We start from the raw sequence: 15,115 nt of genomic DNA, 5'->3' as shown, positions 1-15,115 counted from the left end.
GGCTTTTTGTTTGCCGAAATGGGAAATGTTAAAAGAGTTTGACATCTCTCATAAAATGTTAAAAGGTTTCTACATTGTTGTTGCAATAGAGGAATGCGTAAATGACGTATCGCAAGATGTTTTGGCTGGCGGCTGCTTTGGCTTTTGGGTCCGCTCTCGTTGCGGGTTTCATAATCGGAAGAACCGTGCCGGCGACTGGCGGCGTTGAGAATCCAGAAATTGTCCTGCCTGCCTTGTTTGTGGTTGCAGGCGTCGTTGCTTTCGCATCTTGGCTGTGGTGGCAAAAAACCGATGACCTGCAGCAGCAGGGTCAACTGATTAGCTGGTGGTGGGGTGGAAATATCGGTGCGGTGGTTATGCTGATCACTCTGGTAGTGATGACCGGTCGGCACAGTGAAATGAGCATGGGAGCAGGGTACGTATTCGGCGCCGAGTTTGCCGGAATGCTTATTGTCTGGCTCGTCTGGAAATTTCGCGGTCGGGGCGCGGCAGAATGAAGAATTGCCTGCGCGATCTGCGCAAAGGACGGGGCCTTAATCAGGCTGATCTTGCTGAGGCTTTGGAGGTCTCGCGCCAGACGATCATCGCCGTGGAGGCCGACAAATACGATCCCTCACTGCCGATGGCGTACCGCTTGGCCGCCTATTTCGATGTTGCGGTCGAGGAGCTGTTCTTCAATCCGTGGAAGGCGGACTAGCTCTTCTTAAGCGCGGCGAGCATCTCTGCCATCGGGCCGTCTTGCTCGCCTTCCGCGACGATGCCTGCCTTGGTGCGGACCGCATCGGCGTTTGGTCCTTCTGCGTAAGGATCAATCGCTAGACCCAGGCTTTGCGCGACCGCTTCGCCCAGATCAAAGGCGTCGCCCGAATATTCAATCTCGTCGAGGTCTTCGCCGGACAATTCGATTTCGAGGTCTTCGCTGGCATCGGCGAGGGCGGCGCGGGTCGTTTCCGCATCGACGAATTTGAGCGCAATCTCTTCGCTCACCTCGACCGGAAATTCCTCGCCCGATACGGCGCAAATCTGCGTGAATTTGGCGTGCATTTTCCCATTGGCCAGCACTGCGTCAGTCGCAGCACTTTCTAGAGACATCTCGGCGCTTAAGGAGGATATGCTGGCCAGCGCAAACCGGCTCGCCAGAGCGCTCCTTTCCGCGTCATCTGCCTCAATCACAACAGGCTTTGCAGGCAGAGGACGGACCTTGACCATTCGGCTGAGTTCAGACGCGCTCATGCTACGCTGTCTGCCTTGATCACTTGCTCATCGCTCAGCGCGGCCAGACGGACCGAAAGTTCTTGCAGCTTACCCGAAACACAGGTCGCCGATACCGCTTCGTCGCGGCCTTCTAAAAATGTCACATTGCGCACGACCGCGTCTGTAATTTTGGCGGCATTGCTTTCGCCAAAGGCGCTTCGATAGGCGCCCAACCGGCCGCCAAGCACGCCCATCAATTTGCCGACCCGCTTGCCCACGACCACATCGTTGACGCCAAATTCGCGCAATTGACCCTCCATGTCCTCAACAAACAGTTCTGCGAGCAAAGCGCTTTCGCTACGCATCTCTGCTGCCTCTAGGCGCAGAATCGCGACGCTGAGCACAGCGGTGATCATGTCAAACCGGCCATCCACACTGTCATCGACGCCGCATTCAGAATAATAGCTTGGCTCACGCGCAAGCTCGATTACACGGTGCCACAGGGGTCGCACTTTCTCACGCGGATCAGGCGCCGTGCCGAGCAGTTTCGATAGGAATGACATTCAGGGCCCTTTCGCCTCAACATTCAGCCTCGCGGGCACGATTCTCCGCCGCATTCAGCCAGAATTCAACCAGTTCACCCCAGCTGCGATAGACAGCGGCGTTGCAAGGTGCGGATCAGCCGCTTAAAGCCTTGCGAGATGTGATATAGGAAGCCGCTGAAATGCGGCAATAGATGGCCCCAGATTGGTCATGAATTGAAGGATTGGCGGACACGATGAATAGGCTTGATAGTGCAGCGGGCGCGAACATCTGGCGTAAGGCACGTGTGCTGACCTTGGTGGCCGGTGCTGGACTGGTGCTGGCCGGGTGTTCTTCTATTCGAGAGACGCGCGGCTATGTCGTCGACAACGTCCTGCTTCAATCGGTCCAACCTGGGATTGATAATCAGCGCTCTGTCGAGGGTACCTTGGGCCGCCCGAGCTTCACCAGCCAATATGGTGAGCCAACCTGGTATTATGTCTCCAGCGTCACCGGCCGCCGTCCATTGGTGCGCCCGCGCATTCGCCAACATTCCGTTTTGGCGGTTAAATTTGATGCAGAGGGCAATGTCGCCTCCGTCGAAAACGCTGGACTTGATCAAGTCGTCTTCCTCTCACCTGATGGTGATAAGACGCCGACCCTGGGCCGCGAGCGCGGTTTCCTGGAAGACCTGTTTGGCAATATCGGCACGGTTGGCTCCGGCGTTGGGCCGGGCGGACCGCAATAGCGCTTGCTTGATTGCCGGAATTGAGCGCCCATATCGCCTGCCATGAGTAACGATACGGCGAGCCACGGCCTGACCCAGTGGCACGGCACCACCATTGTTGGCGTTAAGCGCGATGGCAAAATCGTCATCGCTGGCGATGGCCAGGTCTCCATGGGTAATACCGTGATGAAACCCAACGCTCGCAAGGTTCGCAGAATTGGCGAGGGCGGCAAGGTTGTCGCTGGCTTTGCAGGCGCGACCGCCGATGCCTTCACCCTGTTTGAACGGCTTGAGAAAAAGCTGGAACAATATTCTGGTCAATTGCTGCGCGCGGCGGTGGAGCTCGCCAAGGACTGGCGGACTGATAAATATCTTCGCAATCTTGAAGCCTTGATGATCGTCGCAGACAGCGAGACCTTGCTGGTGCTGACCGGCAATGGAGACGTGCTGGAGCCGGAAGGCGGCATTGCGGCGATTGGATCAGGCGGCAATTATGCCCTCGCCGCGGCCAAAGCACTGGCCGACTATGAGAAAGATGCGGAGCAGATCGCGACCAAGGCTATGGCAGTGGCGGCGGATATCTGCGTCTTTACCAATGGCAATGTGACACTCGAAACGGTTTAAGTTCGCCGATCGCTGAGCTTCCTCTTTCTTCCTGACGGATAATCATGACAGACAATCTTACACCCAAGGCAATTGTTGCCGCGCTGGATGAGCATATCATCGGCCAAAAGGACGCCAAGCGCGCTGTTGCGGTCGCGCTGCGCAATCGCTGGCGCCAGCAGAGACTGAACGCGGATCTGCGCGATGAGGTCACGCCTAAGAACATTCTGATGATCGGTCCAACGGGCTGCGGCAAGACGGAGATTAGCCGACGCCTCGCTAAGCTCGCAGAAGCGCCCTTTGTGAAGATCGAGGCCACCAAGTTCACCGAGGTCGGATATGTCGGCCGCGATGTGGAGCAGATTGCCCGCGACCTGGCCGAAGAAGCGATCCGGCTTGAAAAAGAGCGCCGCCGATATGCTGTCCGCGAAGCTGCTTCCGATGCGGCGATGGAGCGTCTGCTCAACGCATTGGTCGGCGACAACGCCTCAGAGGCGACCCGCGAAAGCTTCCGTCAGCGAATTGTGCAAGATGCGATGAATGAGGTCGAGGTCGAAATCGATGTAACCGAGACGCCCAATATGCCGTTTGATATGGGCAATATGGGCGGCAATATGGGCATGATCGACCTGTCAGATATGATGGGTAAAGCGCTCGGCAAGACCCCCACAAAGCGCCGCAAAATGCGCGTGCCAGAGGCGTGGGACAAGCTTGTCGATGAAGAGGCGGACAAGCGGCTCGATGATGATGACGTTGCGCAAACGGCATTGCGTAATGCCGAAACCAACGGGATCGTGTTCCTGGACGAGATCGATAAAATCGCCGTCTCTGATGTTCGCGGCGGCTCGGTTAGTCGCGAGGGCGTGCAGCGCGACCTTCTACCGTTGATTGAAGGAACAACGGTCAGCACCAAATATGGCCCGATGAAGACGGACCACGTGCTGTTTATCGCCAGTGGGGCGTTTCATTTGGCCAAGCCTTCGGACATGTTGCCTGAATTGCAGGGGCGCTTGCCGATCCGGGTCGAGCTGCGCGCGCTGACGGAAGAAGACTTTGTGCGCATTCTTGGCGAGACAAAGGCCAATCTGGTCGAGCAATATCGCGCGCTGATCGGGACTGAAGATGTCACTTTGGATTTCAAGGATGATGCGGTGAGGGAAATCGCCAAGATTGCCGCGCAAGTGAACGAGAGCATCGAGAATATTGGTGCGCGGCGTTTGCAAACCGTGATGGAAAAACTGCTCGAAGAGATCAGCTTTGAAGCGGAAGAGCACACCGGTGAAACTATTACAATCGACGCGGATTATGTGCGTGGCCGCTTGACTGAGCTTGCCGGTAATAGCGATCTGTCGAAGTATATCCTATGACGAGCAAACCCATCAGTGACCTGTCTGGCATGCTCAAGGGAATGGATCCGTTGCTGCATGACCTGCCTTATGTGTTCATGTCGGAGGATCGCTGGACCGATTTTTCGATTGAACTGAGCGGCATGTTCGCCTCCGTCCACGAGGACGAGGGCACGACTTATGTGTTCGCGCTGGACCAGGAATGGGAGATGGCGGCGGGCCTGCCCCGGTTCGCGAGGATCACCTTGCAAGTGCACTCTGATCTGGAAGGTGTGGGCCTAACTGCCGCTGCATCCACTGCGTTGGCGGGGGCAGGCATCGCCTGCAATGTCATTGCAGCGTTTCACCATGATCATCTGTTTGTACCGTGGGATCGCAGAGACGAAGCGGTCCGGATATTGAGTGCACTCGCCAACGACGCAGATCGATGATTCTCAGCCGTTCGGCGAGCAAGGCCTCGATCATCGCTTGAGCTTACAGGCTAAGAAGGCTCTAACAGTTCCCAACACTTTCATGACCGGGGACTGAAAGCATGATCACTCAGACATTTCACCGTACTTTTCTTGCCAGCGTTGCAACCGCTGCCTTAGCCTTTAGCGCGCCCGCCTTTGCCGATGACCATTCCGGTGATGGCGCGCAGGAGGCCCCAACTCTCTCTGCTCCCAAGATCGAATATACTCGTTGGCAGCTGGACAATGGCCTGACGGTGATCGCCCTGCCAGACAACACAACCGCCAACGTAACGACGTCGCTGTGGTACAAGGTTGGGTCGAAACACGACCCGGAAGGCCGCTCGGGCTTTTCGCACTTGTTCGAGCATATCCTCAGCCGCAAGACGGTGAATATGCCGTACAACATGATCAATAAGCTGACCGAGGATGTTGGCGGCCAGCGCAATGCCTCAAACTGGATCGACCGCACCAATTATTTTGAAACGGTGCCTGCGCAATATCTTGAGACGATGCTGTGGACCCACCGCGAGCGGATGGCATTCCCAGTGGTCGATGCCGAAGTGTTTGAGAATGAGCGCAATGTGGTGAAAGAGGAACTGCGCACCCGCGTGCTTGCGCCGCCTTATGGCCGGCTTCAGCGGGTCGTGATTCCAGAGAATGCCTTTGATGTGCTGCCGATGCGCCGTCCTGGTATTGGATCGATCGAAGATTTGGATTCGGCCACATTGGAAGACGCCCGGGCGTTCCATCGGGCCTATTATGGTCCCGACACGGCAACGTTGATCGTTGCGGGCAATTTCGAAATAGGAAAACTGCGTGGGTTGGTCGATCAATATTTCGCCGATATCGAGCCGCGCGCCAATCCGATCAGCCTAAAGATCGAAGGCGAAGAACCTATACGCACGGAACCGCGTTCAATCGCTGCAACCGCGCCTAATGTGTCTCTGCCTGTTGTCGGCGGCATTTGGAAAGCGCCCTCTGTTAGCAGCGAGGATGCAGCCGCGATCGAAGTGTTATCTGAGATCATGTCGCGTGGACAGAGCAGCCGGTTGCACACGGCTTTGGTGCGTAGCGGCAAAGCGGTTCAGGCGGCGCATTTCGATACAATGACGATGGACGGCGGCTTTATCGCCAATTTCGCGGTGCTCAGCCCGACGGCAAATTCCGAAGAAGCGAATGCGATTTTGAACGCTGAGTTGGAGCGTGTTCGTACAGAGCTGGTGAGCGCAGCGGAGCTGACCGAGGCTAAGAACGAGATATTCTCCTCTGCTCTGTCGAGGCGTCAGACTGTGCGTGGACGCGCTTTTGAACTGGGTGAGGCTTTGGTCTCAACCGGCAATCCCGATGCCGCTGATGCACGCCTAGTCAGAATCGCTTCGGTCACAGCCGAAGACGTGCGACGCGTGGCTGCCAAATGGCTCGATCCGAATGTGAAAGTCGCCATGACCTATGCTGCTGGTGAGGACGATCCGTCCAGCTATGCTAATCCGGTGCCGCGCCCTAACTATGGAACCGTGCCGCCCGCCACGGGTGCACCGCTGGAGCTGCTGCCTGAAGGTGAGCGCATGGCACCCCCGGCTCCTATTGATGCGCCGGAGGTTGTGCGTAGCGACTTTGTGACGAGCACGCTGGCCAATGGCATTCCGCTGGTCACAACCCAGACCAGCGATGTGCCAATCGCAACAATCACCGTCGTATTCCCTGGAGGGAACGCAAGCGATCCGGCTGACAAGGCAGGCCTTGCTGGATTTGTTGCAAGCCTGGCCGATCAAGGAACGACAACGCGGAGCGCTCCTGAAATTGCAGTGACATTGGAATCGCTTGGTGCTTCGCTCAACATAAGTACCGGCCAGGACGGCACCTTTGCCAGCCTTACCGCGCCTGCGGTCAATCTGAATAAAGCAGGAGAGGTTCTGGTCGATATCATCCAGAATGCCAGCTACCCAAGCGAGGAATTGGAACGGGAACGTCAACGGGCGCTGGATGGACTTGACGCGACGCTTAACGATCCAAGCTCGCTGGCCGGATTGGTCGCGACCCGCGTGATGTATGGTGATGCCCCATATGGCCGGGTGGCCACAGTGAGCAGTATTCCCAATATTACCCGCGAAGACTTGCTGGCTAGTCGAGCCGCCTATTGGCATCCGCGATCGGCGAAGATTGTGGTGAGCGGCGGCATTACCGCAGACGAGGCGGCAACGTTGGCAGGGGATCTGTTTGGCGAATGGCAGACCAGTAGCGCGCCGCCCGCCGAGGTTCAGAACCCTGCTGGTAGCGGCACTGCTCCGCGCACCTTGGTGATTGATATGCCTAACGCTGGCCAAGCCGCTGTGATTGCCGGTGTTCGAGGCACTTCGCGTTCGGATGAGGATTTCTATCCTGTGTGGCTGGCCAATACCGTGCTCGGATCAGGCTCCAACGGGCGCTTGTTTGAAGAGATTCGGACCAAGCGTGCGCTGGCTTACGGCGCTTATTCCCAAATGCTTCAGCTTGCAGATGCAGCCGTTTGGCGCGCAGTCGCGCAGACTGATCACGCGACGGCGGATGAGGTTGCAGCGGTCTTTTTCGATGAGTTTGAGAAGCTGAGCGCTCAGCCAGCGAGTGAAGACGCAATCGAGAAGCGCCGCCTGTTCCTAGGCGGAGCGATCGCTCGCAGCCTGGAAACTAGCGGCGGCTTTAATGGGCTGGTTGCTGGTGCAATGCTGCGCGGGCTTGAGCCGGATGAGGCGTTCCAGATCGCTGATCGTTTGTCGGATGTGAGCGCTGAAGAAGCGGCACAGGTTGCGGCGGAATATTTGACTAAAGATCGCACATCGCTGGTGATCGTCGGTAAGGCTGAGGACTTCTTGGAAGATCTTCAGGCTCTGCGCGGCGAGGTTGAGGTGATCGCTTTTGACGATCTTGACCTAGCAGCGAGCGATTTGCGTAAGCCATCCGGTTCAGCCTCAGTGGGCGAATAAAGACCAGACATGAGGAGCGGTGAGCGGCGTTTTGCCTCTCATCGCTCTGCAATGCCTGCCGTCTCTTCTGCGCTCTCATTGGCCTGTCGCGCCCACATTTCGGCATAGAGACCGCGCCTGCCGAGCAGCTCGGAATGCGTGCCTTGCTCGGCAAGGCGCCCAGTCTCCAGCACGATGATCTGATCCGCATCGGCAATTGTTGACAGCCGGTGCGCGATTGCGATGGTCGTCCGGCCAGCGGCGATGCGACGCAAAGTGGCCAATATTTCTTGCTCGGTCCGCGTATCGAGCGCGCTAGTCGCCTCATCGAGCAGCAGGATTGGCGGGTCTTTGACAAGCGTGCGAGCAATCGCCACCCGTTGCTTTTCGCCGCCGGATAGCTTCAGACCGCGTTCGCCGACCATGGTCTCAAACCCATCGGGCAATCCAGCAATGAGCGGCGTCAGCGCCGCGTCCTGAGCGGCCTTCTCTATCACATCGTTGTTCGCACCGGCAGCGCCATAGCCGATATTGTAATGCAGCGTATCGTTGAACAGCACGCTATCCTGCGGGACGATACCTATTGCTTCGCGCACGCTGTCTTGCGCGACCTCAGCAATGTCTTGGCCGTCGATCAAGATCCGACCGGAGGTTGGATCGTAGAAACGGAACAGCAACCGCCCGATGGTGCTCTTTCCTGCGCCCGAGGGTCCAACAATTGCGATACTGCCGGAGGCCGGCACTTCAAAGCTCAGCCCGTGAAGGATCGTCCGTTCTGGCTCGTAGCCGAAGGTGACATTGTCGAATGCCAAATGAGGTTGGCGAACGATGAGCGCAGGAGCGTCTGGTGCATCTCGCACCTCAACCTCTGTATCCATCAATTTGAACATCTCAGCCATATCGACGAGGCCTTGACGGATCGTGCGATACACCCAACCGAGCAGATCGAGCGGGCGGAACAACTGCATCAGGAAGGTGTTGACCAGCACCAGATCACCGACTGTCAGCTCGCCCTTGCTCCAGCCCCACACAGTGTAGGCCATCGCGCCTGCCATCAGAGCGTTGGTGATCAGCGATTGCGTTATGTTGAGCAGACCGAGTGAGTTCTCACTCTTGATTGCAGCCTCGGCATAGGCACGAGCAGCCTGGCTGTAGCGCTTTTCCTCGCGCTCCTCAGCGCCAAAATATTTTACGGTTTCAAAGTTCAGCAGCGAGTCGACCGCGCGGTGCAATGCCTGACCATCAAGATCATTCATCTCGCGCCGCAACTTCGTGCGCCACTCGGTGATCCAGCGCGTGACCGCAATATAAGTGACCACCGTGACGGCGGTAGCGGCGACCAGCTCCCACCCAAAATTGAGGTAGAAAATTACTCCCACCGCGATCAGCTCAATGGCGGTCGGCGCGATGTTGAACAGCAGGAAGTAGAGCATCATGTCGATGCTCTTCGTTCCGCGTTCGATGATCTTGGTGACTTCTCCCGTGCGGCGCGACAGATGAAAACGCAGGCTCAGACGGTGCAACCGGTGGAAGACATCTTCCGCCAGGCTCAAGGTCGCGGCCTGACCGACACGCTCGAACACGATGTTGCGCAAATTGTCGAACAGCAGTGAGGTGAAGCGGCCCAGTCCGTATGCGACCACCAATGCCAGAGCGACGGTTGCGCCCTCGCTGACTGGTCCGGCCATCGCATCGGCGGCATGTTTATAGGCGAATGGGAGCGCCAATGTGACGCCCTTAGCCGCTAGTACAAGGACCATCGCAATGACGATGCGCCAGCGCAGGCCCGGATTGTCATTGGGCCAGAGGTAGGGGAGAAATCGTTTTAGCGTTGCCCAGCTTTCCGCCTCAGGCGGGCGGTTTGTATGGTCGGCAGATGTGGATGTGTCAGGCGGCATCGGTGGCGACCATGTGGGCGCACCTTACGCCAAGCGCAAGGCTCTCAAGAGGGTGGTGTAATCTTGGAGCTTAGTTGTAGCGGGCCGAATGCGTTATGTCGCGTAATCCCCTGTCCGCCGAGCGTGGGAGGTCAAACAGCACACGTTGGCGCGAGAAGTCGATTGCGACTCGGTCAAATAACCGCAGATGGTTCATACCCAACGACAGCACCGGCTTGTCCTTGAGGCCAAGCGCTTCAAAGGCTGGTGTGTCGGCGAAGGTAATCGGCACATTACTAAGATTGACCCCACCGATCTCGAGTCTTCTTACAAATGACATTTCACCAGAGGCGGAAACGCCGTTGACGTCAGTGGTCTGCACGGTTTCGGCGCGCTTGGTGCGAATGCGCCTGCGCAGCGTGTTGTTGGCGAGGCTAGCCTGCGCGCCCGTATCGATAATGACTGTGGTCATCACTCCTTCAACCCGCGCGTTTGTAATCAGCAATTGTCCCAGCTTGTGGCGCGCCCGCACCACGATTTCAAAGCCTCTTCGGCTGGTTTTCTGTTTGGTGACGTCTTCAATCACCATGGTTTCTTCGCGGAAATCAATCAGCACTCTGAAATCTTGCAAGGTATCGAGCCCGATGATGCCGTCGGCACCAACATGGTCCCTGTAGAGAACCGGAGCCGCAAGATTGTGGATCGTGCTTCCCCCGAGTTCCAGGCTGTCCAATTCCACCACCTCGACCGGGCGGCGGCTGGCCATCCCGACTAGGGTCGCCATACCAAGCGATTCCAGGCCCAACGCATTGTTGATGCGGTGTGTGACAGCGGTTGCCTGGCTGCCGGTATCGATCATGAAGTTGTAAGGACCAGCACCGTCGATAGTGACCGGCACAGTCATGCGTTCATTGCGCTCTTCTTCAAGGCTTAAGATCTCGGTGTTCGGATTGGTGAAGTTGGGCGCGATCGATTGATCCCCCTGCTGCTGCCCCATGCCAATGAATGCCAGGGAAAGTGCGGGTCCGTACCAGAGAGAATGCATAATGTGTCCTACCATGAGCGCATGCTGGGATGCCGTGCGCTGCCTGAGGGAATTAGACTATCAGACGATCGGCGATTCCCCAAGCCGAAGTGAGATAGGGTTGCGTTTGCGGCAGGACTAATCTTTTGCCAAGGCTGGCTGAGCGCCCCGATTGCGCAGCAAATTCCAAGTCTCGCGCACTTTGACCTTCCAACCGAACCAGAAAGTGGCGGCATAGACACTTGCCCCGGCAAACCCGTTCCATAACAGGTCAAGCAGCGGTGAGCCGAAAGCGGCGTATCTTTGCAGAGTGAGCACGGCGAGCGCCATTGCGCCGCAAGCAATCGCGGTTGGCGCTACCTCCTTCAAAAGAGCGAGCGTTGAGGCACCGATGCGTGGTAAGGTGAGCGAGAGTGTGATGCAGCACAGCAATGGCGCAGCGACCCACCAAGCATGAACCAGCCCCATTGCTCCGAACTGAACGCCCCAAAGGAATGCAATCGGCATAATGATGGCGCCTGAAAGGCTGGTCGCTAGATAAACCTGCGTGCGCCCCATGGCATTGGTCACTGGCGAGCAGATCAGATGCAACGCAAAGAATGGCATTGCGAGCGCAAGCCCGCCGACAATCGGGATCATGCCGGCCCATTTCTCGCCAAACAGCGTCAATATGGCTGCTTCACTGGTAAGCGCCAGCCCGACATATATAGGTGCGGTCACCATCATGACCATTCGCGCCGTCTTCAAGAAGTATGGGCCCAGCGGCTTGTTGGCGCGGTGCAGCTCTGAATAGGCGGCAAGGCCAACCTCGTTGATCGGCGGCAAGAATCTGCCAGTGACGATGAGGGTTAGGAATAGGGCCTCTGAGTAAAGGCCTAGGTCATAGGTCGACATTTGGCGGCCGACGATCACGATGTCGCTCTGGCTCTGGATGATCCAGAAGATTTGGCAGAGCGTCAGCGTGCCGCCAAAAGTTACGAGATCCCAGGCGCCGCGCGGATCGAATATCGGCTTCACCAAAAGGCGCGCTGCGATGGAAAGCCCAATGGCCCGGCTAATGAACATGGCGATCGGGGCGTAAACCAGTGACCAAACGCCAAAGCCAAGCCATGCGAGCGACAAAGCGGTGATTGCTCCGATGGCGGCGCAGGCCATATTGACCTGACCTTGCTTGCGGAATTCCAATCGCCGAGCCAGTAGCTCAGAGGGTAGGGCGGTAAACGGCACCGTGAAGAAGATCACCGCTTGGATCCGAAGCATGTCAGCCACCAAGGGTTCTCCAAAGTAAGTGGCCGCATAAGGCGCAAACAGAAACTGCACGAGCGCCATTGATCCGTTGAACAAGAGCAGCAGCCCAAAGATTTGCCCGATGCGCCGCTCGTCAATCTTCTCGGTCTGCACCAGAGATGTCGCAAAGCTCTGTCCATTGAGGATCGCGAGCGCGGCCAAGACCACTTGGGTCATGGCAAATAGGCCGTAGTCGGTTGGCTCGAGCAGCCGCACGACCAATATGGTCGAAGTCCAGGTAATGATCTGAGCCGCGACCTGCGTGCCCCAGCGCCATTTCACCGCGGAGCGAACGCGTCCGGCAAATCCGTCTGTGCTTTGCTCCACACCCTCCAGCTTTGCGGCATGCAGGTTATCGCCTGCGCGCGAATCATCGCCCGAATTTGCTTCGGAAATAGGGTGCGTCCCGCTCATCCCTTGGCCCTTAACCTTAAAAGGTGAAGAATCTGCCCTTCTAAATGGCCAAATCGGACTATGCAGCGTGAGCAATTTCGTCGATTCATTGCGGCCAAGTGTTGAAAAGGAGCCGTATGACCCCATTTTAAGCAGGCTAGAGTGCCGTGAGACCCTCGGAAAAGCGTGGGTTTTGAGGTTCTTTGAAATAAAATTGCAAAAAGGCGTTGACCGAATCTCAGTCCCCGCCTAGATGACCTCCACCGACGCGGCGCTGACGGCTTTTACCGGCTTCGATCGCAACGGTCGCCAACATAAACGGACAACCGGCCCCCGGTGCAAATCGGGGAACCATTGTTGTCCGCTTCTTATGTTGGATGGCTCTTTGACATTGTTAGTATATGATGAAGGGACATGTGGGCGACGGCGCCCGGTCCAGGGATTTTAAGGCTCTGGATACCGGTTAAATTATGCCGATTGCCACATTTTGGAAGTGCACCACGCACATCCTTAATGATGCATGTTCATTCGTATCCATTACGTTTGACAGCAGGTAATCGGCTCCTTGAAGCTCATGCTTGACTGGCTAGCGAACTTCGGTTCGTGCTGGTTTTGTATGTGACACAAACTTGAGAGTTTGATCCTGGCTCAGAACGAACGCTGGCGGCATGCCTAACACATGCAAGTCGAACGAACCCTTCGGGGTGAGTGGCGCACGGGTGCGTAACGCGTGGGAACCTGCCTTTAGGTTCGGAATAACTCAGAGAAATTTGAGCTAATACCGGATAATGTCTTCGGACCAAAGATTTATCGCCTTTAGATGGGCCCGCGTTAGATTAGATAGTTGGTGGGGTAATGGCCTACCAAGTCGACGATCTATAGCTGGTCTGAGAGGATGATCAGCCACACTGGGACTGAGACACGGCCCAGACTCCTACGGGAGGCAGCAGTGGGGAATATTGGACAATGGGCGAAAGCCTGATCCAGCAATGCCGCGTGAGTGATGAAGGCCTTAGGGTTGTAAAGCTCTTTTACTAGGGATGATAATGACAGTACCTAGAGAATAAGCTCCGGCTAACTCCGTGCCAGCAGCCGCGGTAATACGGAGGGAGCTAGCGTTGTTCGGAATTACTGGGCGTAAAGCGCGCGTAGGCGGCTTATCAAGTCAGGGGTGAAATCCCGGAGCTCAACTCCGGAACTGCCCTTGAAACTGGTGAGCTAGAATATTGGAGAGGTAAGTGGAATTCCGAGTGTAGAGGTGAAATTCGTAGATATTCGGAAGAACACCAGTGGCGAAGGCGACTTACTGGACAATTATTGACGCTGAGGTGCGAAAGCGTGGGGAGCAAACAGGATTAGATACCCTGGTAGTCCACGCCGTAAACGATGATAACTAGCTGTCCGGGCTCATAGAGCTTGGGTGGCGCAGCTAACGCATTAAGTTATCCGCCTGGGGAGTACGGTCGCAAGATTAAAACTCAAAGGAATTGACGGGGGCCTGCACAAGCGGTGGAGCATGTGGTTTAATTCGAAGCAACGCGCAGAACCTTACCAGCCTTTGACATCCTAGGACGGTTTCTGGAGACAGATTCCTTCCCTTCGGGGACCTAGTGACAGGTGCTGCATGGCTGTCGTCAGCTCGTGTCGTGAGATGTTGGGTTAAGTCCCGCAACGAGCGCAACCCTCATCCTTAGTTGCCATCATTTAGTTGGGCACTTTAAGGAAACTGCCGGTGATAAGCCGGAGGAAGGTGGGGATGACGTCAAGTCCTCATGGCCCTTACAGGCTGGGCTACACACGTGCTACAATGGCAACTACAGTGGGCAGCTATCACGCAAGTGTGAGCTAATCTCCAAAAGTTGTCTCAGTTCGGATTGTTCTCTGCAACTCGAGAGCATGAAGGCGGAATCGCTAGTAATCGCGGATCAGCATGCCGCGGTGAATACGTTCCCAGGCCTTGTACACACCGCCCGTCACACCATGGGAGTTGGTTTCACCCGAAGATAGTGCGCTAACCTTTTAGGAGGCAGCTAGCCACGGTGGGATCAGCGACTGGGGTGAAGTCGTAACAAGGTAGCCGTAGGGGAACCTGCGGCTGGATCACCTCCTTTCTAAGGATATTTGCGAAAGCGCCTGACCTTGCGTCGGGAAGAGCTTCGTGACTTCCAAAGAACATTGCCGTCGTCCTCATGTCCTTTCATCACTGGAGATTGCCCTCGGGCAGCTGGAAAGCTGCGCGTGGTGCAAACACCTGAGCTGGCTCACGCCCCTCGCGGTCTAACGGTCGCTCGAGGAGTGTAGGTCCGTAGCTCAGTTGGTTAGAGCGCACCCCTGATAAGGGTGAGGTCGGTGGTTCAAATCCACTCGGACCTACCAGTTATTGTCTGGTCTTTAGGGGCCTTAGCTCAGCTGGGAGAGCACCTGCTTTGCAAGCAGGGGGTCATCGGTTCGATCCCGATAGGCTCCACCAGACAAATTAGATCGTACTCCAGGATGAAAAGAAAGCGGATCTCGCGCAGAGTTTACTCTGATCGCGAGTATGCGGCTTCGGCCGCACATCATTTGACATTGTGAATGGGTTTTTAAATCGATGCCGTGGCGGTATCGTCTTGCTAGCAAGGGCTTAGGCTCTAGCTGGAGGGATGGTGCCATCACAAATCAATCAAATTGATTATCTGGCTGAGATAATTCTCTGCACTATCATGAAGACGGCAGCTTTTATGCAGGCTTGTCGTTGATGGTGTGGATTCT

The 15,115-nt window shown here is 56.4% G+C and carries 12 protein-coding genes, 2 tRNA genes and 1 rRNA gene; 10 read left to right on the top strand and 5 right to left on the bottom strand.

The features are described from left to right. The first annotated feature begins 101 nt into the window (after positions 1–101). Together AC0V6Z_RS01365 and AC0V6Z_RS01360 are read left to right on the top strand one after the other, a co-directional pair. The gene (locus tag AC0V6Z_RS01365) at positions 102–497 is read left to right on the top strand and encodes a hypothetical protein (RefSeq protein WP_472639637.1); all 396 of its coding nucleotides are present in this window, start codon (positions 102–104) and stop codon (positions 495–497) included. Further along, positions 494–697: a helix-turn-helix transcriptional regulator gene (locus AC0V6Z_RS01360; protein WP_472639636.1), complete on the top strand. Its 204-nt coding sequence runs from the start codon at positions 494–496 to the stop codon at positions 695–697. Before AC0V6Z_RS01365 ends, AC0V6Z_RS01360 begins: the two co-directional genes overlap by 4 nt. Here the strand turns inward: AC0V6Z_RS01360 and AC0V6Z_RS01355 are convergent. Together AC0V6Z_RS01355 and AC0V6Z_RS01350 are read right to left on the bottom strand one after the other, a co-directional pair. Next, a complete protein-coding gene (locus AC0V6Z_RS01355) occupies positions 694–1,233 on the bottom strand; it encodes a YceD family protein (protein ID WP_472639635.1) in 540 nt (179 codons plus the stop codon). The genes AC0V6Z_RS01360 and AC0V6Z_RS01355 overlap by 4 nt on opposite strands. Next, positions 1,230–1,757: a ubiquinol-cytochrome C chaperone family protein gene (locus AC0V6Z_RS01350; RefSeq protein WP_472639634.1), complete on the bottom strand. Its 528-nt coding sequence runs from the start codon at positions 1,755–1,757 to the stop codon at positions 1,230–1,232. The genes AC0V6Z_RS01355 and AC0V6Z_RS01350 overlap by 4 nt, the downstream gene beginning before the upstream one ends. Before the next feature lie 215 nt (positions 1,758–1,972). On the opposite strand from AC0V6Z_RS01350, the gene AC0V6Z_RS01345 reads away from it, so the two are divergent. The 5 genes from AC0V6Z_RS01345 to AC0V6Z_RS01325 all read left to right on the top strand — a co-directional run bounded on the left by AC0V6Z_RS01345 (position 1,973) and on the right by AC0V6Z_RS01325 (position 7,804). Beyond that, positions 1,973–2,464 (top strand): outer membrane protein assembly factor BamE, encoded by a 492-nt coding sequence (locus tag AC0V6Z_RS01345; protein WP_472639633.1) that lies wholly within the window; start codon positions 1,973–1,975, stop codon positions 2,462–2,464. Positions 2,465–2,506: 42 nt separating this feature from the next. Continuing rightward, a complete protein-coding gene (gene hslV / locus AC0V6Z_RS01340; RefSeq protein WP_472639632.1) occupies positions 2,507–3,067 on the top strand; it encodes an ATP-dependent protease subunit HslV in 561 nt (186 codons plus the stop codon). Between the two features lie 44 nt (positions 3,068–3,111). Continuing rightward, entirely contained in the window at positions 3,112–4,413 is a 1,302-nt protein-coding gene (gene hslU / locus AC0V6Z_RS01335) for an ATP-dependent protease ATPase subunit HslU (protein WP_472639631.1), read from the top strand. Beyond that, positions 4,410–4,823: an ACT domain-containing protein gene (locus AC0V6Z_RS01330; RefSeq protein ID WP_472639630.1), complete on the top strand. Its 414-nt coding sequence runs from the start codon at positions 4,410–4,412 to the stop codon at positions 4,821–4,823. Before hslU ends, AC0V6Z_RS01330 begins: the two co-directional genes overlap by 4 nt. 101 nt (positions 4,824–4,924) lie before the next feature. Beyond that, positions 4,925–7,804 (top strand): M16 family metallopeptidase, encoded by a 2,880-nt coding sequence (locus tag AC0V6Z_RS01325; protein ID WP_472639629.1) that lies wholly within the window; start codon positions 4,925–4,927, stop codon positions 7,802–7,804. Positions 7,805–7,842: 38 nt separating this feature from the next. On the opposite strand, the gene AC0V6Z_RS01320 is transcribed toward AC0V6Z_RS01325, so the two are convergent. The 3 genes from AC0V6Z_RS01320 to AC0V6Z_RS01310 all read right to left on the bottom strand — a co-directional run bounded on the left by AC0V6Z_RS01320 (position 7,843) and on the right by AC0V6Z_RS01310 (position 12,385). Beyond that, on the bottom strand, positions 7,843–9,681 hold the full coding sequence (locus AC0V6Z_RS01320; RefSeq protein WP_472639628.1) for an ABCB family ABC transporter ATP-binding protein/permease: 1,839 nt from the start codon (positions 9,679–9,681) through the stop codon (positions 7,843–7,845). Positions 9,682–9,751: 70 nt separating this feature from the next. Then, positions 9,752–10,705 (bottom strand): aspartyl protease family protein, encoded by a 954-nt coding sequence (locus tag AC0V6Z_RS01315; RefSeq protein ID WP_486144564.1) that lies wholly within the window; start codon positions 10,703–10,705, stop codon positions 9,752–9,754. Between the two features lie 117 nt (positions 10,706–10,822). Then, complete coding sequence (locus tag AC0V6Z_RS01310; protein ID WP_472639626.1) at positions 10,823–12,385, bottom strand: lipopolysaccharide biosynthesis protein; 1,563 nt, start codon at positions 12,383–12,385, stop codon at positions 10,823–10,825. Between the two features lie 604 nt (positions 12,386–12,989). Here AC0V6Z_RS01310 and AC0V6Z_RS01305 point away from each other — a divergent pair. The 3 genes from AC0V6Z_RS01305 (at position 12,990) to AC0V6Z_RS01295 (ending at position 14,834) form a co-directional block, all read left to right on the top strand. Further along, positions 12,990–14,475, top strand: a 16S ribosomal RNA gene (locus AC0V6Z_RS01305). 188 nt (positions 14,476–14,663) lie between these two features. Then, positions 14,664–14,740: transfer RNA gene (locus AC0V6Z_RS01300), tRNA-Ile, on the top strand. Positions 14,741–14,758: 18 nt separating this feature from the next. Then, positions 14,759–14,834: transfer RNA gene (locus AC0V6Z_RS01295), tRNA-Ala, on the top strand. The last annotated feature ends 281 nt before the right edge of the window (positions 14,835–15,115 follow it).

The sequence above is a fragment of the Erythrobacter sp. SN6-5 genome, from assembly GCF_057364945.1.
The sequence above is the reverse complement of the archived record's forward strand: the minus strand, read 5'-3'. Positions and strand labels throughout refer to the sequence as shown.